A 21,789-nucleotide genomic window follows, 5' to 3' on the forward strand; every position below is an offset into this window, starting at 1 on the left:
TTCGCATAATTCTTAATATCTTTCTGATCAAAATAAATACACAAGCAAAAAATACAACAATCATGAATTTTAAACAATTAAGCGTAATCGCTATTTCTTTAATACTTTGTATTCAAGGACAAGCATTTGCAAAGAAGAAAAAACCGACGACTACAGAAGGTTTCAAATTTACAAGTGTAAGCGATATTCCAACCACTGGAGTTCGTAACCAGGAAAGTACAGGAACTTGTTGGACTTTTGCAACAACATCATTTATAGAAACCGAACTTATTCGTTTAGGAGCTGGAAATATCGACTTATCCGAAATGTTCACTGTTCGTCATGCCTACACACAAAAGGCTTTAAAATATTTTCGCTTACATGGTAAAGGAAATTTTAGCGAAGGAGGACAAGCTCATGATGTCCTTAATGTGGTAAAAGAATTCGGTTTCGTTCCCGAGACAGCATATTCTGGCAATCAATACGGTAGCGAATTTAACATTCACCAAGAAATGGTGAAATCTACCAAAGCGATGTTGGATGAAATCATAAAAAATCCGAATCGTACAATTACTCCAGTTTGGCAAAAATCAGTAAATGGTGTTTTTGATACCTATATGGGAGCAACTCCTGAGAAATTCGACAATAATGGGCAAACAATTACTCCAGTTGAATATATGAAAGAAACTGGTTTTAATCCTAATGATTATATTGAGTTGACTTCATATTCTCACCATCCATATTACAAAGAGATGGATCTTGAGATTCCTGATAACTGGTCTCACGATTTATATTACAATTTACCTATAGATGAACTTATGGCGGTAATAGATAATGCTTTAACTAATGACTATTCTGTTTGTTGGGATGGTGATGTCAGTGAAAAAGGATTTTCTCATCGGAATGGTGTAGCTATTCTTCCAGCCGTGGATACAAAAGACATGACCAACTCTGAAATTGAGAAATGGGATGCCATGTCAGCAAAAGAGAAAAAAGCATCATTATATAAATTTGATAAGCCTAGAGCTGAGAAAAAAGTTGACCAAACATTAAGACAAGCAACTTTTGACAACTACAAAACAACTGATGATCACTTGATGCATTTAACTGGAATTGTGAAAGATCAGAATGGAACTCGTTATTATAAAACTAAGAACTCATGGGCTAAAAACTCAAACAAAATGGGTGGCTATTTAAATATGAGTGAAGCTTACGTTCGCCTTAAAACGGTTGCTATTATGGTTCATAAAGATGCCATTCCTGCAGAATTAAAAGCTAAGTTGGGTTTATAAAATTCAATCTTAGCAAAACACAATCATAAAAAATGCCCGAAGTATCTACTTCGGGCATTATTATATAACTTTATTAAAAAATTAGTACGCTTCCAAAAATTAGATTCTTATCAATCTATAATTGGAAAACTTATATAGCTATTAAATTCACACAACTATATTCAATTGTAGATACTAATCTTCAAAAAATATACCCATTGGGGCTGGTTTAGGATGAATAATCATTTCGATTTCACTACTCGTAACAGAACATCCATAATTATCAGTTATTCTTGTTGTGACTTTATTGCCATCGGTAAGTGTGTTAATGGTAAGTGTGTTGCCAGACACTTCACTTATTTTTTCTACACCATTTACGAAAAATTGATACGAATAGGGTGAATTACCTCCCGAAGCACTTGCTGTAAATTCTACGTCTTCTCCTTCGCAACTTTGATTGCTACTAGGACCAGTTAGTGAAGCTGACAAATCAGTATAAACTGAAATTTCTACAGTTTTAGAAATACTATTCCCATGAATATCTTCAGCGGTCCACGTAACATCCGTAGTTCCTAATGGGAAAGATTTATTATTTAAACTGCTTCCTCCACCATCGTAATTATGGACAACTGTTGGAGTTCCACAATTATCGGAAGCCTTAAGATCGAAAGAAGTTCCAGTCACTAAATAGCTACACCCCGAGCTATTCGGACTTAAATTACGATTGGCTGTATTCGAAAAAATAGGATCTATATCGTCTACTACAGTCACCGTAAAAGTAGCCTGAATAGGTCCATTTCCAGAAGCGTCAGTGTATTCATAAGTAATATCGGTATCTCCTATTGGGAAAGTGGATCCGCTTGATAATCCTGCAATTAATATCCCCGATTGATCTCCATCACAATTATCTGTGAAAACAGGACCTGTATAATTAACTAAGGCTCCGCAAACTCCCGATTCAGCAGAAACCGGAATGTTGAGTTGAGCTGTTTTAATGGTTGGATTACTATTATCAAGCACGGTAATAGTTGTTGTACAGGTACTGCTCGAATTATCTTCATCGGTAACTGTTAGTGTAACAGAATTGCTTCCTTTATCCGAACAATCGAAAGTATTTGGAAAAACCGAGAGACTCACTGTGCCACCATCTCTATCGTCGTTGGAACCATTGTCAATTTCCGAAGCGAGTAAATTGTAATTACCTGTTGTATCTAAATAAATAATAACACCACTTTTACAAATAGCAACCGGAGGGTCATTATCTACAGTAACAGTAATGCTTACAGTAGCAACATTAGATTCTAAACCAGGATCAGCGTCATCTTTAATGGTGTATGTGAAACTATCGGATCCTGTATAGTTTGAATTTGGTGTGTAAGTCACTTTTCCAGAGGTATGATCTTGAGATAAGCTACCATGAGAAGGTCCCGTTTTTATTAAAACGCTAGCTATATCAATGGTTTCGTATCCATCAACATCGGTATCGTTGGTTAACACATTAATACTAACAGGCGTATCTTCATTAGTGGAGATATCATCATCAACTACAATAGGTGCTCCATCATTAATGAAAGTAACATTTATTATAACCTTCGCTTGAACAGCATCTCCATTACCATCGGAAAGTTTATAGGTGAAATTATCAACTCCAAAATATTCGGAGTTGGGTAAGTAAGAAAAAGTTCCATTTGTATTTAATGTGAGAGCACCATGACTAACATTACTCACTAAGCTAATGGTAATGGGCAGATCGAATAGCTTTTGATCATTACTTACTACGTTCGCATTTAATTGAGTGTCTTCTGGTATTGTATACGTATCGTTATTGGCAATTGGCACATCATTTATTGAACTAACGGTAATGTATGCTGTTGCCGATGATATATCTCCGTCAACATCCTGAATGGTGTACTCAAAAGAATCTAATCCATTATAGTTGGCATATGGCGTATACGTAAAACTACCATTGGTATTCATATTTAAACTACCATGTGTTGGATTTGTGTTGCTAGAAACTGTAACAGGTGCATCGCTAAGACCAGAATCATTACTCATTACATTATCGCTTAAAACGGCATCTTCATTTACTGAATAATTATCATCTTTTGCAACGGGCGTATCATCATCATCAATAATTGTTCCTGTTGCTGTAGATATACCAATATCTACTTTTTTGGGTTGTCCACTAATTTCAACTGTAAAAGTTTCGTCTCCCTCCTCCTCAGTATCTTGAACTGTAGAGATAGAAAAAGTCATACTTGACTGATTTGCAGGAAGTATAATTGATGTTCCTGTTGATCCAGTAAAATCATCAAGTGAAGTCGCAGTTCCATCTGTTGTTGTGTAATTAAAGCTTATAGCAGAACCATTAACCGGACTTGCAGATATCGTAAAGTTGATAGTATTACCTTCGGTTGCAGAAGCTCCTGAAATAGAAAGAGTTGTGTTTCCTTCATTATCTAGAATTGTTCCTATTGCTGAAGTATTCCCCAGAATTGCATTGCTTACTGAAGAAAATTTGATTGTAAAGACTTCTGCATCTTCATTGGCGTTATCATCTTTAGTAACAATAGAAGGAAAGCTTACACTTGTTTCGCCTGCAGATATAGTTATAGTACCCGTGGAGGAGTAACTTGTGAAATCATTCTTTTTTGCATACCCCTTTCCATTTCCTAATTCAATTTCATAATCAAAGGTAATATCCACATCCGCTGCATGATCTAAATAGGTTTGAAAAATTATACTTCCGCCTTCTTCAATACTCGCATCATTAACTGTGATTTTCGGTTTAGAATCATTATCAGTAATGGAGATATCAGCACTAATATCTCCTACGCTTGTGTTTACTAGTTTGCTTAAAAGGATGGTAAAATATTCATCTGCTCCAGGTTCATAAATGGCATCATCAATAATGCTAAAAGAAATTGTTTCTTCTTGGTCACCGGGCGCAAAACTTAAACTACCCGAATAGTTTGAAGCAGTGTAGTCACTTGTTTGAGTAGTTGTATTGTCTAATATGCTGTAATCAGCAGTAACGGTTTTTCCACTTGCAGTACTTAAATTTACCGATAAATTAACCGTTCCAGCATCTTCATCATAAGTTTGATCAGTAACCGTAATTGTAGGCATAGGATCATTATCATCTAATATCGTTATAGTTCCAACGGTTACATTTTCTACAGCTTCTACAACATTTGATATTGTAAATGTAAACTCTTCATCATCCTCATCCAAAATATCATTTGTAATGGGTACGGAAATGTTTACAAAAGATGATCCAGATGGAATCGTTGCACTTCCGCTTTTGGGAGAATAATCTGGACCACTACTGGCACTTCCTGCAGTTGTTTGATAATCGAAAGTAACATCTATTGCATCATCAGTAGACCAAGGATGAGATAATTCAACACGAACTGATGCACTTGTTCCTTCTGTTACGCTAACATCAGAAACGGATAAACAGGGATAAATAATAATTTCACTAGATGGAAAAGATTCTGTTGAAGAACCTCCACAAGGTGATAAACCAGTTACCTTATACCTTCCAGGTTCAGAGGGCTCATAGCTAGCATGATGCTCCCCAGAAACAAGAACACCATCTTTATACCAATTATAAGAATCGAAACCTGATGCGTTTAGTTCAACATTACCGCCACAAAGGCCTTCCGTTTCTATCTCAGGGTTTTGTTCGATTTGCGGTACGTCTCCAAAACCAGAGAAGAATCCTCCACCTCCCACATTACCACTTTGTACGGCAAGCATAGCGTTTAAGGCTCCTGTTGATGATATTTTAAATATCCAATTTGTTCCATGATTATATTTGTTTAGTTGAAGTTCACTCTTTGGAATATTATATGTTTCCCAATAAATATTGCCAGGAACTGATTTTCGGTATGAAGATGCATTACCTAAATTAACCCCATTAAGTTTTATTTGAGAACCGCTTTGAGTAACTAGTTTAAGTATAGGATTTACAGTTAAACTAGATAGTTTATTTGCAAAGGCAATTGTTACTTCCTTATCGGCGGTGCATTTTAAAGGAGGAATAAAACAGAAACCTGCTGTTTGTTTTGCATTGGCTCCAGATAGTGTCTGATAGCAAAATATTTTTTTATCAGCATGAATATATATATTGCCATCTGTGGTATTGCTAAAATCATTAATATTGGTGAAGAAATAGTCACCTGCATTTGTAAGTGTTTTAGTTTTTGAATCATTTTTATAGGTAACAACAGTGTTATCTTCAGTGGCTACAACCAATGCCTTTTCATTGTATTGTGCTCCACCATTTTTACCTTCTCCTTTAATCAAGATGTATTCATCACCTACAACATCAGTTGGTACCAATTGATCGAACCCAATATCTCTACCTGGACTATTATTTGGATATCCAGAAGCACACCAAGATCCAGAACTTACCGCAATTGGTTTGTTTGACGTAATGTGAGTACCATTTACATGATTAAGATTTTTCCCTTGCGATTTTAGCTGATTTACACTCACTCCTATCACAATAGATTGTCCTTTATTTAAACTAACCGTAAAAGAATTGTTTGATCTTCCTGAAAATTTAATCCGAGGATTGTTAAAAGTGATGTTTGTATTATTTTCCGTAGCCATTGCAGAAATAAAGTGACCATTTTCGCCATCGTAACCTCCTGTGCTTGAATACATATGACCACTATAAAAATCAGTCCCAAAACCAGTTGTCCCTTTAGATGTAAGTAAATCTCCTTGAGCAGTTGATTTTTGTTGAATACTAACAAAAAACTTTTTAGATCCAGAGACAATAAGTCCCTCTTTATTCAATATTTTATTTAAGTCTGAGGTTCCAATAACACCTTGAGAATTAAGACCTGTACCAGAAGTTTTATTTGAGGCAGATAAGTATTTAGAAAAGTTTAAACTAATTTTTTTAGGGCTAGAACTAGATAATCCCTTTACTGTCATAACAAAAGTGCCATCGTTATTTTTAATGGTAACGTCAAAAGCAGTCGTTTCTGATGTAGTAAGCACCATTCGATGATCTTGAACATTACCAGCAGAACTAGTAAAAGAACACATGGGTGGAATATAATGCAAATTATCCAACTGACTAAATCCTGTCAATGAAGAAACCATGAACAGAATAAAGAGTAAACAAAATATATTAATTCGGTAATTATTTTCCATGAATATAGCGTATCTGGTTATGAATCATACGTAAAGTAAGCTAAAAAACTGAAAAACAAAAAAAATGGGATCGAAAACATCGATCCCATTTTGTATATATTAAGGTCTTTTTTATCCTTTAATAGCTTTTACACCTGGTAATTCTTTACCTTCGATATACTCTAAAAGAGCACCACCACCAGTTGATACGTAGCTTACTTTATCAGCCAAACCATATTTATTAATAGCTGCAACAGAATCGCCACCACCAATTAATGAGAAAGCACCTTTTTCAGTAGCTGTAACAATGGCATCAGCAATAGCTTTAGTTCCTTTAGCAAAAGTATCCATTTCGAATACGCCTACAGGACCATTCCAAAGAATTGTTTTAGATTCTTCAATCACCTTTTTGAAACTTTCAATAGTATCATCAGCAACATCTAATCCCATCCATCCTTCAGGAATTGCATTTACATCACAAACTTTTGTATTAGCATCGTTAGAAAAATCATCAGCAATTAAAGCATCAGTAGCAAGGTGAAGTTTCACATTGTTTTCTTTCGCTTTTTTCAAGATTTCTCTAGCAGTTTCTAATTTATCATCTTCAACCAATGAGTTTCCGATTGTTCCACCCATTGCTTTCACAAAAGTGTAAGTCATACCACCACCAATAATTAAATGGTCAACCTTAGACATTAAAGTTTGGATGATTTCAATTTTAGAAGAAACTTTAGCACCACCCATAATTGCAGTCAACGGACGCTTAGTATCTTTCAATACTTTATCAACACTAGAAAGTTCATTTTCCATTACGTAACCAAACATTTTAGCTTCTGGGAAAAATTTAGCAATAACTGCTGTTGAAGCATGTGCACGGTGAGCTGTACCAAATGCATCATTAATCCAAAGGTCAGCTAAATCAGCTAATTTCTTAGCAAAAGCTTCATCACCTTTTTTCTCTTCATCGTAAAAACGAAGGTTTTCAAGTAAAAGAACTTCACCTGGTTTTAAAGCAGCAGCCATTGTTTTAGCACTCTCGCCAATACAGTCATCTGCAAACTTAACTTCTACACCAATCGACTTTGACAAGTGAGCTACAATATGCTTCAATGAGAACTTTTCGTCTTTTCCTTTTGGACGACCTAGATGAGACATTAGAATAGCAGAACCATTACCGTCTAGTACTTTTTTAATAGTAGGTAATGCGGCACGAATACGTGTATCATCTGTAATTTCGAATTTATCGTTCAAAGGCACATTAAAGTCTACACGAATAATAGCTTTTTTTCCTGAAAAATTGTATGAATCAATAGTTTGCATAATATATATCAATTTAGTTTTTTTCTATCTAACAAAGTTACGTTAATATCTTTTGAGCAACAAAAATTGCTCAAAATATAAATACAACACACTGTAAATAAAGAGAATTTAGGTGGATTATGTAATATTCTGAAACGATTGCATAACAAGTATTTTAGTGGAGCAACCATTCTAAAACGTCATTTTATCAACTAACAAAATACGGCAACAGTTTAGTTTATCAACTCAAAATTCACCTTTCCATAGCGCTTCCCATTTATCTGAATTTCTATTTCGTGTAAACCAGAATAATATTTTCGGGTTGATATGATCTTAAAAGAAAGCTTCTTTTTAAAACTCACCTTTTGGTTTCCAGGTAGTTTCTTTTTTGATAACTTAAATATCTTGGGTGCTGTTTTACCACTCGATTTGGTATAATGAACAATAAAATCAACCATCAGATTTTGACTTTCTATAGCCTGAGAAGTAATATCAAATGAAAATTCAATATCATCTCCCATTTTACAGTTTTTCTTATTCAGAGTCAAATTTTCAACAGAGACTTTTACATTAATTGGGTAACCCAACAATTCAAGAGCTTCTGGTAAACCTTGCTTTAAAAGTGTACGAGACGCATGAGAAATAATCCATTGAGTTCCCTCATTTTTAATCGACTTCCAATTCTTCAGTGTTTTAATAACAAGTTGTGGATGATCTTTAGCTATATCATTTAGGTTATTAGCAACAGATCGTCTGACGTATAGTTCAGTATCTTGCTTTAATTCTTCTAACAAATTCAAAACCCGACTTGGATCAGTAATAAACTCTCGAAGCACCGATGACCAAGGTAATCTTGGTCGCGTTCCTTCTGACACCAATCGCCGAACATGCACATTCTCGTCGGCAGCCCATTTATAAAGATTTACAAAAGTCTCTTCAGGATATTTTCGAATAAAAGGTCTAATCGCATCTTCGGAAGTAAAACGTTTCGTGATTTCGATCAAGGCAATCATCGAAGTATCAAAGTCTTCTTTTTCAAGACCATAAACCGAAACATACTTAGCAATTGGCATAAAATAAAACCCTTCGAAACCAGACATTTCAGAAGTTTCCTTTACCTGATCAAAGGTAGAAAGAAGTATTTCTATTGCTTTGTTATACGCTTTAGGCAAATGCTTTTGCAAGCTTTCACAAATTAAGGCAGATCTCTCAGATAAACTCAAAGGTTCTAATTCTGGAACAATAGATTTATAAAAAGAATCCGCATTAAATTGAGGTGAAACTTTCTTAATTCGTTTTCCCATACGAGCTACAAGCTCAGGATTAAATACATCCTTAAATAAAAATCCTTCTTCCATAATCTATCTTACATTTCAAAAATTGCCAAATATTCCCATAAATAGAAAACTCTATTTCGTTTAGCTCCAACCATTTCTTTTATAAAACCAACTTCCTCAAACTCTTTCACCAACTGATTGGCTGATTGAAAACTCAATTGCATTTCCTCTTTTATTTCGTTGACAGAAAGATAAGGCTTTGAATAGAGTATATGCAATAATTGTTTTGCTGAAGGCTGCCTTTTTTTTCCTAATTTATTTTCAATTCGCTCCTTGTAGTTATCCTTAAGCTCTTGCAATTCATCAAGTCTATCAATACAAAAAGCAGCTGTTTCGTTTATTCCTGTAATGAAAAATCGAATCCACTGTTCCACATCATTCTTAGAACGAATTAAATTCAAACGATGATAATATTCCAATCTATTTTTCTCAAAAAAAACAGATAGACAGAATATTGGCTTCTCTATAAACTTCAAACTCAATAGTTCCAATAAAATCAAAGTACGAGCTGTACGTCCATTACCATCGAGAAAGGGAAGAATTGTTTCAAACTGACAAAGTGAAATAGCCATCTTAATAAGATATGGTAATTCCAGATCCTCATTACGCCAAAACCACTTGGCATCGTTAATCAATACTTTTAAATCGTGCTTATTTGGAGGCGTGTACTTCGAACCAGACGGAGCTTGATACTTATCATCCTTAGCATTATATCTCATTCGAAATTTACCAGCAGTCTCTTCTTCTTTTGGCAAATCGGCATACAACATACGATGCGTTTCCTTTACCATATGCAAGGTCAATGGAAACTTCTCAATTTCTTGAACTGCCCATTCAATTGAATGAATATAATTTGTGACTTGTTTTTGTGCAATAAGACTTCTATAACCTTTAGAAGTAGAAGGTAAAAAAGCCTGAGTCATATTTGACCGAATCCCTTCCATCATATTAGAGGCAGTCACTTCAATAGCTATGAACATGGGTAAATGCGTATCAATATCTTTAAAATACTTGCAATAAGCATTTAACTCTCCAAGTCGATGCATGCATGATTCAAGCATGATATTAATCTGCTTATCCTTCCATTCAAATGACCGGTTTATAAGAAAAGATGACGTACTCTTGTAGCCCTCTCTATAACTTTGATTAATAAAATCGCCACTATTACTCATATTAAGCTTATCGTTAATAAAGTTGAATAAGATCCCCTTATTTAGGTAAAAATACAAATAATTAAATAAGAAGAACACTTAGGAGATTCACAAATAATGTGAACAAAACTCCAAACAAGACACAAACATCTATCTGTCAGATATTTAGAAGCAACTATTATTTACAATATTAAAAAAAATCTTTGGAAGATTAGATTAATTCTATATTCGTGTCAAATTTTAAAACTTTAATCAATGTTAAGAAAAATTTATTTAGCAATAGCACTTATTGCTTTTACTTATAGCGTGAAAGCTGAAGGCTATGCCGTAAACGCACAAGGAGCCAAACAAATTGGTATGGGACACGTTGGTGTTGCCATCAACTGGGATGCTAGTAGCATGCAGTTTAATCCTGGAGCATTAGCAACTATAGATGCAAAATACTCTCTAGCAATGGGAGGTAGTCTAATTTGGACAGAAACAGAATATACAAGTCCTATTTATGAAAATAATGCCACAGACAACCCTATGAACACGCCTTTTTATCTATATGGATCAGCTAAGCTGAATGATAAATTAGCAGTAGGTTTAGCAGTGTACACGCCTTTTGGTAGTTCTAATATCTGGGGAGACAATTGGGCTGGTAAATACCTAGTTCAAGAAATTTCAATGAAAGCCATTTATATTCAACCAACAGTTTCCTATAAAATAAACGACTGGATGTCTATAGGTGCAGGCTTAAACATTGTATATGGTGAATTTGAATTAAGTAAAGCTTTCCCTATTCAAAATCCTGCAGATGGATCAATTTTAGCTGATGGTAGTGCTAACCTTAGTGGTAATACAATTAAATATGGTTATAATATTGGTATTTTCTTTCAGCCAACAGAAAAATTAAATATTGGTATTTCGTACCGTTCTCAAGTTGATATTGAGTTGGATGACAGTGAAGGTGAGGGTAAATTTACCTACCCTTCAAGTATAAATGGCATACCAGACGCTATGACTGAAGCTCTAGTAGCAGGATATAAAGCAAATGGAGCAACAGATGGGTCTTTCACAGCAACATTACCATTACCAGCTAGTTTAAATGTAGGTTTTGCATACCAAATTGATGAAAAATGGTTAGTATCTGCTGATGTGAATTTTGTTGAATGGTCTGTTTATAAAACTCTTGAATTCGCTTCGGAAGATGCAGCCGCTCTTAATTCTTTAAATAAAAGAGAATGGGATAATGCTATGGCTTATAGAATTGGAGCGCAATATTCAGCTAACGAGAAATTAGATTTACGTGCCGGTTTCTATTATGATGAAACTCCAGTTCAAGATGATTTATATGCTCCAGAAACACCTGGTGCTAATAAAATTGGTATAACTGCTGGTGCATCATATAAGTTGAATGATAAATTCAGCCTTGATGCTGCTCTTCTTTATGCCGTTGGTGAAAAAACAACAGGTTATGATACAAATTCAAAATCTCAAGGTTTCGGTGGAGATTATAAGAACACTGCTATTTTCCCTACAATTGGTATTACTTACAACTTCTAGAAAAACTAATATATAGATAAAGAGCTACCATCAGGTAGCTCTTTTTTTATGCCTTAATTTTAGAATTCAAAATCTGATCAATAGCATGAGAAAATCCACTATCATCTACTGATTTTGATACTTGATAAGTGTCTTTTAACTCCTTAGGCGCATTAGCTACAACATAGGGATGTTTTCCCCATTCTAAAAGGTCTAAGTCATTATAATCATTCCCAATCACTATAGAACAATTAGATTCTATTTTCAAATAATTACACAACCATTCCGCACCGTAAGCTTTTGAGATATGAAGAGGAAATATCTCCATCCAAATAGATTCATGATCTAAAGGTGACGTCGCTCTAATGACTTTTACATGATCAAATTGTGCTTTCAATTCATTGAAACCATCTACACAACTGGATAAAATAACGATTAACTGACATGCTTCACGCTTCGTTTCCTCAGCGTTTCCAATAGGATTAGCAAAAGGCTTGTATAAACTTAATCTTCTATCAAAATCGGGATTAGGATTTCCTGTACGATAATAGGCGAATTGATGATTATTGGGAATAGTATCCAAAATCATAAAATCTCTTTTTAATCTAATCAATTCCGAAGAAAGTTCAAACACAGAATCCGCATCAAGGTGCTGAGAAAGGATAAGTTTCCTCTTATTCCAATCAAAAATTCCTGCTCCAGAGGCAAATATTAAATAGTCGATAGGAAAATCATCTTCCAAAACAGATAATGCTGAGTATAGATTTCGACCAGTTGCAATAACTCTAACAATTTTTTCTTCCTTAAGTCTCAATAGGGTATTTAAATCACGATGACTCACTTCCCCTTGAGGAGGCAAAAGCGTTCCATCCAAATCGCTAATTACAATTTTAATATCATTCCCCATATGTTGACTTGTTTTGTAGAATAAGTTCCAAGGTAAAGAAAATGTTTGTTTCTGCTGTAAGAGTTTCAAATATCTACAAATAAAAAAAGCGATACCTAATGGGTATCGCTTTTGAGTTATATCTGTATGATTTATTATTCTACTGTAACTGATTTTGCCAAATTTCTTGGTTGATCAACATTACATCCTCTTAAAACAGCGATATAATAGGAAATCAATTGGAATGGAATAACAGTTAATAATGGAGCTAAAGCATCAAGTGTTTCAGGAATTTCAATCACGTGATCGGCTAATCCTTTAATCACCGTATCACCTTCGGTAACAATGGCAATAACGTGTCCTTTACGTGCTTTAACCTCTTGAATATTACTTACAATTTTTTCGTAAGATTTATCCTTAGTTGCTGCAACAAAAACAGGCATTTGCTCATCAATAAGAGCAATAGGACCATGTTTCATCTCGGCAGCAGGATATCCTTCAGCATGAATATATGAAATTTCTTTCAACTTAAGCGCACCTTCTAATGCTACAGGGAATAAATATCCACGTCCTAAGTATAAAGCATTGGTTGAATTTACATATGTAACCGAAAGCTCTTTAATAGCCTCGCTCTTATCCAAAATAGTTTGAATCTTTTCTGGCAAACAAGCCAATTCATCAATATGTTTCTCGTACTCTTCTTTAGATAGAGTTCCTTTTCTATAACCAACCAAAAGAGCCATCATTGTAAGCACAGTTACTTGGGCTGTAAATGCTTTTGTAGATGCCACTCCAATTTCGGGTCCAGCATGTGTATAAACACCAGCATCCGTATTTCTAGGAATACTAGAACCTACTACATTACAAATGCCAAGTACGGTTGCTCCTGCTTCCTTAGCAAGTTTAATTGCAGCTAATGTATCGGCAGTTTCACCACTCTGACTTATAGCCAAAACAATATCATCTTTATATATAACCGGATTTCTGTAACGAAATTCCGATGCATACTCAACTTCAACAGGAATTCTTGCAAATTCTTCGAATAGATATTCTCCTACCATTCCAGCATGCCAAGACGTACCACATCCAATAATTAGGATACGGCGAGCATCAACTAGCTTTGGAATAACGTCCTGTATGCCTCCTAGGAAAAGTTCCTTAGATTTAGGAACTACACGACCTCTAAAAGTATCCCTTATTGATTGAGTTTGTTCGAAAATCTCTTTTAACATGAAATGCTCGTAACCATTCTTCTCAATTTGTTCAATATCCAAATCTAACTCTTGGATATGTGGTGTCAATTTGTCGTTATGAATCGTTTTAAGAGTTAATTCATCACAGCTAATGATTGCAACATCATCATCGTTTAAATAAATAACACTTTGAGTATATTCAATAATAGGCGTTGCATCTGAAGCTAAAAAGTATTCACCTTTTCCAACACCAATCACAAGAGGACTACCCTTACGTGCAGCGACTAATTGATCTGGTTCATCATCACAAATAACAAGCAAACCATATGCTCCAATAACCTTAGAAAGAGCTAAACGCACAGCCATCTCAGCAGTTAAACTACCTTTAAGATAAATATATTCAATTAGGTTAGCTAATACTTCAGTATCGGTATCGCTAGAGAATGTATAACCTCTGCGAATTAACTTTTCCTTTAACTGAGAATAATTCTCAATTATACCGTTATGAATAATCGTAAATTTGTTATTCATAGAACAGTGAGGATGAGCATTTACATCATTAGGTTCGCCATGAGTAGCCCAACGCGTATGACCAATTCCAATATGACCAGAAATATCAAGACCAGAAACATGAGTCTCTAAATCTTGAACTTTACCCTTACATTTAAAAACACGAGTCTCATCAGTTCTTAAGGCAATTCCAGCAGAATCGTAACCTCTATATTCAAGTCTTTTCAATCCATTTATTAGAATAGGATAAGCATCCCTTTTTCCAATATATCCAACTATTCCACACATAGTATAAATATTTTATAAGGTTTCAATACAAGGCCAAAAGACCTAGCATTTTATATATTTTATCTGAAATAAAAAGAAATTAAAAATTCTATCATTCAGAAATAAGCATAACTAAACAAATATACTCGAAGGATCTTTTCCAAACAAACATATTTTACCTAAATAAAAAAGGTGAATACCTAACAAATGTTAGAACTCACCTTTTAATATCCTTTAATGCTTAATTATTTAGTAAGAAAGCTATCGTAAAGATCAGAATATGCCTTAACATACTCATCTTCATTTTTATGATCCATAAATATTTTTCCTGAAGCTTTAGCATATGCAACAAGATCTTCATTAACTGATTCACTGCCCATAATAATAGCATCAGACCAATCAATAGCTAATTTATTAATAGCTAAATAATCAGCATTTTCTAAAACTTTCACATCTTCAGATGTAATACCTTCAATAAGAGATTTTGCAGCAAAGTCTTTGCTAAAAGTTGTTGCAAACTCATCGTCATACATAGAAAATACAACCTTAGTATCCGTAAACAATGGGTCTTCGTTAAACGCTTTTTTAAGGTATAATGGTAATAATCCAGTAAACCAACCTTGACAATGAACAACATCTGGAGCCCAACGTAATTTCTTAACTGTTTCTAAAACACCACGAGCAAAAAAGATTGCTCTTTCATCATTATCAGCAAAAGCTTCCCCATTATCTTCCAATAGAACTTTCTTACGATGGAAATAATCATCGTTATCGATAAAATAAACCTGCATTCTAGCAGCTTGAATAGAAGCTACCTTAATAATCAATGGATGATCGGTATCATCAATTATCAGATTCATACCTGATAAACGAATAACCTCGTGTAACTGATTTCTTCTCTCGTTGATACAGCCATACCTTGGCATGAATGTTCTTATTTCTTTTCCTTTTTCTTGAATTCCTTGAGGCAAATGTCTTCCGACTTTAGACATCTCAGATTCAGGAAGGTAAGGCATTATTTCTTGTGATACAAAAAGTACTTTAGTCTTTTCCATATGATCGCTTATGTTGTAATACATATTATTCCTGCAAAATTAAGAAAATAATTTGTAATACGTCTACTTAAGCGGGTCTAAAACGCCTAGTGTACAATTAAATGACCTAATAATGATTTTCGTATTTATAAATTTTATTTATTTGTACTCTCATTCAGGATAGTTTTTAGACGATAGTTTAAGATTTAAACCTGTGTGGCAACCGAATTCTAAAATAATAATCAATTTATTATTAACTGCTACTTACTTTTTTAAAACAGGTAATAATAACATTTACAATTACCCCAGAAAGGGTAAGAAAAAAATAATGATGCAAATAGTAAAATTAATTGCTGAAACACAATCAATCATTGGCAAATATAAAGCAAATGGTAAACGTGTTGGTTTTATCCCTACAATGGGAGCTTTACACAAAGGACATTTGTCATTGGTAGCGCAATCTAAAAAGGAAAATGATATTACAGTCGTTAGTATCTTTGTTAATCCTACTCAGTTTAATAACCATAATGATTTAAAGACGTATCCTCGTCTTATCGATCGAGATCTTGAATTATTATCAGAGTATGAGCCAGACTTAATTTTTATCCCAGAAGTTGAGGAAGTATATCCAGAACCAGACACGCGAACTTTTGATTTTGGATACATCGAAAATATAATGGAAGGTAAAAGTAGACCTGGTCATTTTAATGGTGTTGCACAGGTTGTGAGCAAATTATTCAGCTATATTAATCCTGATAATGCTTACTTTGGACAAAAAGATTTCCAACAAGTTGCTGTTATTAAACAGATGACCAAAGACCTTGATGTAAACATAAACATAGTAGCATGCCCCATTATTAGGGAGGTTGATGGACTAGCAATGAGTTCAAGGAATATGCTACTTTCTGAAGCTGAGAGAAAAAATGCAACAAAAATATCTGAAACTTTAGTTAAAGCTTGTAACTTAGTCCCCGATTTTAACGTATCCCAATTAAAAGACTGGGTTATAAATGAGATTAATAATAATACTTACCTAGAGGTTGAATATTTTGAAATTGTTGATGATACAACTTTAAAATCCATTGAAAAATGGGAAGATTCGAAAAATCGAGTTGCTTGTATCACCGTTCAAGTTGGAAAAGTGAGATTAATAGATAATATTTCTTTATAAAATTAGTTTTAAGAGACATGTATATTGAAGTTTGCAAATCGAAGATTCACAAAGTATCTGTAACTAGTGCGAATCTACAATATGTTGGATCAATTACCATTGATGAAGATTTAATGGATGCAGCCAACCTTATTGAGAACGAGAAAGTACAGATAGTTAACATTAACAATGGTGAACGTCTAGAAACTTATGTTATTAGAGGTGAAAGAAACTCTGGTATTATCTGTTTAAATGGTCCTGCTGCCCGTAAATGCGCTGTGGGCGATGTCGTAATTATTATCTCTTACGCCTCAATGGAATTTGAGGAAGCTAAGGTTTGGGAACCAAGTTTGGTTTTCCCTGATACTGAAACTAATAAATTGATCTAATAAATATCAATTTAAGATACAAAAGGCTGTTCGTTTAGAGCAGCCTTTTTTCTTTGGTAGCCATATCAAGAATGATTAACTTTCACTAGTTTTTCAACTAAATATTCTAATTTATTCTTCATAATAACAAAAAAATGAATAAGCTCGAAATCATCAAAAATAAGATATACACAGAAAAAGAAGCCGCATATAATACGCTTCAAATGTGGCGTTTTAAAGAAGAGAAAATTGTTTTTACGAATGGCTGTTTCGATATTGTACATCGGGGTCATTTAGAATATTTAGCCAAGGCCTCCGATTTAGGACACAAGCTTATAATGGGCTTAAACACCAATGCATCTGTACAACGTTTAAAAGGTCCTAATCGTCCAATAAACGATGAATATTCTCGAGCTTTACTTCTTGCTTCACTCAATTTTATCGATATGGTTATCTTTTTTGATGAAGAAACACCTTATGATTTAATCAAATTTGTTCAACCAGATTATTTAGTAAAAGGAAGTGATTATAATGCCGAAGATATTGTAGGTTACGATATTGTTAAAGCAAAAGGTGGAGAAATTGTTACACTTGATTTTATTGAAGGTTTTTCATCAACTGGCATTATCAATAAAATTAAAAATACCTAATAATAAATTTTTGATTTAAAATCTAAGATTTATAAATGAGGATTGGTAAATTTCACATTGTATTTACTTTATCCTTTTTCTACTTTAGCCTTATTTTACTTTAACCTTAATTGATATGCCTCCAAAAACTAAAACTGCTTTTTTCTGTCAAAATTGTGGTGTTGAATCTCCTAAATGGATTGGTAAATGTCCATCGTGTAATGAATGGAATACCTTTGTCGAAGAGGTCATTGTGAAATCGAACAACAAGCAAACGGTTGGCACCAACAAGCGAGCATCAAATAAACCTCAGAAAATATCAGATATTGTTACATCTGAAGAAGAAAGATACGACACACAAAATGGAGAGTTAAACCGAGTTTTAGGTGGCGGTTTGGTTCCCGGATCTATGGTTTTAATTGGTGGAGAACCTGGCATTGGAAAATCAACTTTGGCTTTGCAAATTGCCTTAAATCTAAAAAATCACACGACTCTTTATATTTCGGGAGAAGAAAGTGCACAGCAAATAAAACTGAGGGGAAATCGACTTAATTCGGATAATGACAGATGTTTGATTGTGAGTGAAACCTCATTGGAGAATATTTTTTCTCACATTAAAAATACAAATCCTGATGTTTTAGTAATTGATTCTATTCAAACATTAGGCACACAAAATATTGAATCTGCTCCAGGCTCTATTTCTCAGATTAGAGAATGTACAACCCAACTTTTACACTTTGCAAAGGAATCATCGGTTCCTGTCCTTTTAATTGGACATATAACTAAGGATGGCAACTTGGCTGGACCTAAAATATTGGAACATATAGTAGATACCGTTTTGCAATTCGAAGGCGATCAAAACCACATGTACCGTATTCTTCGTGCAACAAAGAATCGCTTTGGATCCACTTCCGAAATGGGTATTTACGAAATGCGTGGCGATGGTTTAAGAGAAGTAAGTAATCCATCGGAACTTCTACTTTCGTCGAATGATGAGAGTTTAAGTGGTGTTGCTATTTCAGCCTCGATGGAAGGTATGCGACCTTTTCTTATCGAAGTACAAGCTTTAGTTAGTACTGCCGCCTATGGAACGCCACAACGCTCATCAACAGGATTCGATCTTAGACGATTGAATATGCTTTTGGCTGTTCTCGAAAAGCGTGCTGGATTTCGCATCAGCACCAAAGATGTTTTCTTGAATATTGCTGGTGGTATTAAGGTAAACGATCCAGCTATCGATTTAGCGGTTATTATAGCAGTTCTTTCATCGAGTATGGATATTTCACTGCCAAAGGAAGTTTGCTTTACTGGAGAGATTGGCTTATCAAGTGAAATTCGACCTGTCAATCGTATTGATCAGCGAATTTCGGAAGCTGAGAAACTTGGCTTCAAACATATTTTTATTCCAAAGAATAATTCGAAAGGTCTCGATACATCTAAGTTTAAAATCAAGATTCACTTTGTGAGTAAGGTTGGGCAGGTATTTCAAACCCTGTTTAAGCAATAAACGAATTCAAAAAAAAAGGCTTCAAGCAATTATGCTCGAAGCCTTTTTTTATTTGATTATTCACACAATTACATAATTTTCAGGATTATCAGAATTTATATTTTTCAGAAATGAAATTCTATAGATCCTGAATCTACAAAGTCTTATTTAAATGCTTTCCCAAAATAAATATGTCAATTATGCGAATTGTGTCATTCTGTGAATTTTATCTTTTATAGAATATAAATACACCTTATTTATCACTTATGCTAAAACAAAATCCAATTGTTTAGCAGCCAAATTCGCTTTGGTAACAAGTACTCTCACATCATCACCCAATCGGTAAGTTATTTTATGACTTCGTCCAACAATACAGTAATTCTCTTCGTCAAACTCGTAATAATCATCTTCTAGCTCACGAATAGAGACCATTCCTTCACACTTATTATCGTTTAGCTCAACATAAAATCCCCATTCGGTAACACCCGAAATTGTTCCATCAAATTCTTCACCAACATTATCGACCATAAACTCGACTTGTTTGTATTTGATTGAAGAACGCTCAGCCTGTGAAGCACGCAATTCCATATCGCTACAATGCTGACACTGCGTTTCAATTTTATCCTGATTGGCAGATTTTCCATGATTCTCATATTGATTTAACAAACGATGAACCATCATATCTGGATAACGACGAATAGGAGACGTAAAGTGAGAATAATGATCGAAGTGCAAACCATAGTGACCAACATTAATGGTTGTATATTTTGCCTTAGCCATAGATCTAATAGCTAATGTCTCAACTAAATTCTGAATAGCATTTCCTTTTACATCTTTTAATAAATTGTTGATTGAACTTGAGATAGCCGATGGAGATGCTGTTTTAATTTCAAAACCAAACTTATGAATAAACTTGTTGAAGGTTTCTAACTTCTCAGCATTAGGCTGCTCATGAACTCTATAAACAAATGTTTTAGCCTTTTTCCCTTTTGAAACTCGTCCAACCGACTCAGCAACTTTTTTATTTGCCAAAAGCATAAATTCCTCAATCAGCTTATTAGAATCTTTCGATTCCTTAAAATAAACACTAAGCGGTTTTCCATTTTCATCGATATCGAATTTCACTTCAAATCGATCAAAATCAATTGCTCCTTGTTTAAAGCGTTTTGCTCTGAATTTCTTAGCTAATTTATCTAGACAAAGAATCTCATCCTTGTAATCTCCCTCTTCAGTTTCAATAACTTGTTGAGCTTCCTCGTAAGAGAATCTACGGTCAGAACAAATAACGGTTCTACCAATCCATGTTTTATGGATTTCAGCTTTCTCATCAATTTCAAAAACGGCTGAATAAGTTAATTTTTCTTCGTTAGGACGTAATGAACATAGCCCATTCGATAAACGTTCGGGTAACATTGGCACAACACGATCAACTAAATAAACCGATGTTGCACGCTCGCAAGCTTCTTTCTCTATAATACTACCAGGACGAACGTAATGGGTTACATCGGCAATATGAACACCAACTTCCCAATTGCCATTCTCAAGCTTTTGAATCGACAAAGCATCATCAAAATCTTTTGCATCAGCTGGATCAACCGTAAAAGTTGTGATATTTCTAAAATCACGACGTTTTGCAATTTCCTCTTTTGTGATTTCATCAGATATCTCTTCTGCAGCTTCATTCACATGTTCTGGAAATTTATATGGCAAATCGAACTCAGCCAAAATTGCATGCATCTCAGTATCGTTATCACCCGATTTTCCAAGTACATCAGTAATTCTTCCAATAGGATTTTTCGCTTTTTTAGGCCACTCTGTAATTTGAGCAATAGCCTTGTCTCCACCTTTAGCACCATTAAGTTGAGCCAAAGGAATAAAGATGTCGTGAGGCATATTTCTTCCTATAGGAACCAAAAATGCAAAGCTCTTCGACATTTGAATAACACCAACAAAGCTGGTTTTCTTTCTTTTAATAATCTCAACAATTTCGCCCTCTGGCTGCTTGCTTTTTTTACGAGCAAACAAAAACACCTTAACCAAATCGCCATGCAAGGCTCTATTTACGTTAGCTGGGCTAACAAAAATATCTTCCTCTATTTCTTCTGAAACAATATAGGCAGCTCCACGCGAAGTCATATCAACTACACCTTCAACGGTACCCATTTTTGCTTTCAACTTGTACTTTCCTGTCGATATTTCACTAAGTTGATCTAAAGCAACCAAATCGTATAAAACAGAAACGATTAGTCGTTTTATGCCCATGTCTTTTATTTGAAGAGTAGCGGCAATTTGCTTGTAGTTTAGAGTTTTCGCGGGTGATTTAGCAAAAACTTCCATTATCTGTTGTGACAAACTTTGTTTGTTATATCGAGATTCTGTTTTTTTTCTTTTTCCTACCATAATATGGATATTAATGCTGGATGAAACAGAAGTCCAGCAGCTTCTTAATACAAAAGTACTCAAATACTACGATATTAGAGTTTAAATAACTTAAGTTAAGCTAATAAGTAATATTAATTTAATATTACAAAACTTTATGAGTCTCTCTATC

Annotated in this window: 14 protein-coding genes; 6 read left to right on the top strand and 8 right to left on the bottom strand. The window is 34.3% G+C overall.

The features are described 5' to 3' along the window. The first annotated feature begins 62 nt into the window (after positions 1-62). The gene (locus EMN46_RS05920; protein ID WP_154199756.1) at positions 63-1,271 is read left to right on the top strand and encodes an aminopeptidase C; all 1,209 of its coding nucleotides are present in this window, start codon (positions 63-65) and stop codon (positions 1,269-1,271) included. A gap of 174 nt (positions 1,272-1,445) precedes the next feature. Here EMN46_RS05920 and EMN46_RS05925 read toward each other — a convergent pair whose 3' ends face one another. The 4 genes from EMN46_RS05925 to EMN46_RS05940 form a co-directional block, all read right to left on the bottom strand. Then, entirely contained in the window at positions 1,446-6,422 is a 4,977-nt protein-coding gene (locus EMN46_RS05925) for an Ig-like domain-containing protein (RefSeq protein WP_154199757.1), read from the bottom strand. A gap of 111 nt (positions 6,423-6,533) precedes the next feature. Continuing rightward, positions 6,534-7,721 (bottom strand): phosphoglycerate kinase, encoded by a 1,188-nt coding sequence (gene pgk, locus EMN46_RS05930; RefSeq protein WP_154199758.1) that lies wholly within the window; start codon positions 7,719-7,721, stop codon positions 6,534-6,536. Positions 7,722-7,933: 212 nt separating this feature from the next. Then, complete coding sequence (locus EMN46_RS05935; RefSeq protein WP_154199759.1) at positions 7,934-9,058, bottom strand: DNA alkylation repair protein; 1,125 nt, start codon at positions 9,056-9,058, stop codon at positions 7,934-7,936. An 8-nt stretch (positions 9,059-9,066) separates the two neighbouring features. Continuing rightward, positions 9,067-10,209, bottom strand: a complete 1,143-nt coding sequence (locus tag EMN46_RS05940; protein ID WP_154199760.1) for a Fic family protein — start codon at positions 10,207-10,209, stop codon at positions 9,067-9,069. Positions 10,210-10,443: 234 nt separating this feature from the next. Between EMN46_RS05940 and EMN46_RS05945 the strand changes: the two genes are divergently transcribed. After that, positions 10,444-11,736, top strand: coding sequence for an OmpP1/FadL family transporter (locus tag EMN46_RS05945; RefSeq protein WP_154199761.1), 1,293 nt, complete (start codon positions 10,444-10,446; stop codon positions 11,734-11,736). Between the two features lie 46 nt (positions 11,737-11,782). Here the strand turns inward: EMN46_RS05945 and EMN46_RS05950 are convergent, their stop codons facing one another. The 3 genes from EMN46_RS05950 to EMN46_RS05960 all read right to left on the bottom strand — a co-directional run bounded on the left by EMN46_RS05950 (position 11,783) and on the right by EMN46_RS05960 (position 15,626). Beyond that, the gene (locus EMN46_RS05950; RefSeq protein ID WP_154199762.1) at positions 11,783-12,622 is read right to left on the bottom strand and encodes an HAD family hydrolase; all 840 of its coding nucleotides are present in this window, start codon (positions 12,620-12,622) and stop codon (positions 11,783-11,785) included. Positions 12,623-12,756: 134 nt separating this feature from the next. Further along, positions 12,757-14,592, bottom strand: a complete 1,836-nt coding sequence (glmS, locus tag EMN46_RS05955) for a glutamine--fructose-6-phosphate transaminase (isomerizing) (RefSeq protein ID WP_154199763.1) — start codon at positions 14,590-14,592, stop codon at positions 12,757-12,759. A 224-nt stretch (positions 14,593-14,816) separates the two neighbouring features. Next, complete coding sequence (locus tag EMN46_RS05960; RefSeq protein ID WP_154199764.1) at positions 14,817-15,626, bottom strand: glycogen/starch synthase; 810 nt, start codon at positions 15,624-15,626, stop codon at positions 14,817-14,819. A gap of 310 nt (positions 15,627-15,936) precedes the next feature. On the opposite strand from EMN46_RS05960, the gene panC reads away from it, so the two are divergent. The 4 genes from panC (at position 15,937) to radA (ending at position 19,259) form a co-directional block, all read left to right on the top strand. After that, positions 15,937-16,776 carry a pantoate--beta-alanine ligase gene (gene panC, locus EMN46_RS05965; RefSeq protein WP_154199793.1) on the top strand — a complete coding sequence of 280 codons (840 nt, stop codon included), beginning with the start codon at positions 15,937-15,939 and terminating at the stop codon, positions 16,774-16,776. 17 nt (positions 16,777-16,793) lie between these two features. Beyond that, a complete protein-coding gene (gene panD / locus EMN46_RS05970) occupies positions 16,794-17,144 on the top strand; it encodes an aspartate 1-decarboxylase (protein WP_154199765.1) in 351 nt (116 codons plus the stop codon). 134 nt (positions 17,145-17,278) lie between these two features. Beyond that, positions 17,279-17,773 carry a D-glycero-beta-D-manno-heptose 1-phosphate adenylyltransferase gene (gene rfaE2 / locus EMN46_RS05975; RefSeq protein ID WP_154199766.1) on the top strand — a complete coding sequence of 165 codons (495 nt, stop codon included), beginning with the start codon at positions 17,279-17,281 and terminating at the stop codon, positions 17,771-17,773. A 115-nt stretch (positions 17,774-17,888) separates the two neighbouring features. Then, on the top strand, positions 17,889-19,259 hold the full coding sequence (radA, locus tag EMN46_RS05980) for a DNA repair protein RadA (protein ID WP_154199767.1): 1,371 nt from the start codon (positions 17,889-17,891) through the stop codon (positions 19,257-19,259). 243 nt (positions 19,260-19,502) lie between these two features. On the opposite strand, the gene rnr is transcribed toward radA, so the two are convergent. Next, positions 19,503-21,638 carry a ribonuclease R gene (gene rnr / locus EMN46_RS05985; protein WP_154199768.1) on the bottom strand — a complete coding sequence of 712 codons (2,136 nt, stop codon included), beginning with the start codon at positions 21,636-21,638 and terminating at the stop codon, positions 19,503-19,505. Positions 21,639-21,789: the final 151 nt, after the last annotated feature.

It is taken from the genome of Ancylomarina sp. 16SWW S1-10-2 (assembly GCF_009669305.1).
Classification (GTDB): Bacteria; Bacteroidota; Bacteroidia; order Bacteroidales; family Marinifilaceae; genus Ancylomarina.

Excerpts from the sequence above, each read along its gene's own strand:
- EMN46_RS05950 (WP_154199762.1), bottom strand. The coding sequence starts at position 12,622 with ATGGGGAATGATATTAAAATTGTAATTAGCGATTTGGATGGAACGCTT.
- EMN46_RS05940 (WP_154199760.1), bottom strand. The coding sequence starts at position 10,209 with ATGAGTAATAGTGGCGATTTTATTAATCAAAGTTATAGAGAGGGCTAC.
- rnr (WP_154199768.1), bottom strand. The coding sequence starts at position 21,638 with ATGGTAGGAAAAAGAAAAAAAACAGAATCTCGATATAACAAACAAAGT.
- EMN46_RS05925 (WP_154199757.1), bottom strand. The coding sequence starts at position 6,422 with ATGGAAAATAATTACCGAATTAATATATTTTGTTTACTCTTTATTCTG.
- panD (WP_154199765.1), top strand. The coding sequence starts at position 16,794 with ATGTATATTGAAGTTTGCAAATCGAAGATTCACAAAGTATCTGTAACT.
- panC (WP_154199793.1), top strand. The coding sequence starts at position 15,937 with ATGCAAATAGTAAAATTAATTGCTGAAACACAATCAATCATTGGCAAA.
- EMN46_RS05935 (WP_154199759.1), bottom strand. The coding sequence starts at position 9,058 with ATGGAAGAAGGATTTTTATTTAAGGATGTATTTAATCCTGAGCTTGTA.
- radA (WP_154199767.1), top strand. The coding sequence starts at position 17,889 with ATGCCTCCAAAAACTAAAACTGCTTTTTTCTGTCAAAATTGTGGTGTT.
- glmS (WP_154199763.1), bottom strand. The coding sequence starts at position 14,592 with ATGTGTGGAATAGTTGGATATATTGGAAAAAGGGATGCTTATCCTATT.
- EMN46_RS05920 (WP_154199756.1), top strand. The coding sequence starts at position 63 with ATGAATTTTAAACAATTAAGCGTAATCGCTATTTCTTTAATACTTTGT.
- EMN46_RS05960 (WP_154199764.1), bottom strand. The coding sequence starts at position 15,626 with ATGGAAAAGACTAAAGTACTTTTTGTATCACAAGAAATAATGCCTTAC.
- EMN46_RS05945 (WP_154199761.1), top strand. The coding sequence starts at position 10,444 with ATGTTAAGAAAAATTTATTTAGCAATAGCACTTATTGCTTTTACTTAT.
- rfaE2 (WP_154199766.1), top strand. The coding sequence starts at position 17,279 with ATGAATAAGCTCGAAATCATCAAAAATAAGATATACACAGAAAAAGAA.
- pgk (WP_154199758.1), bottom strand. The coding sequence starts at position 7,721 with ATGCAAACTATTGATTCATACAATTTTTCAGGAAAAAAAGCTATTATT.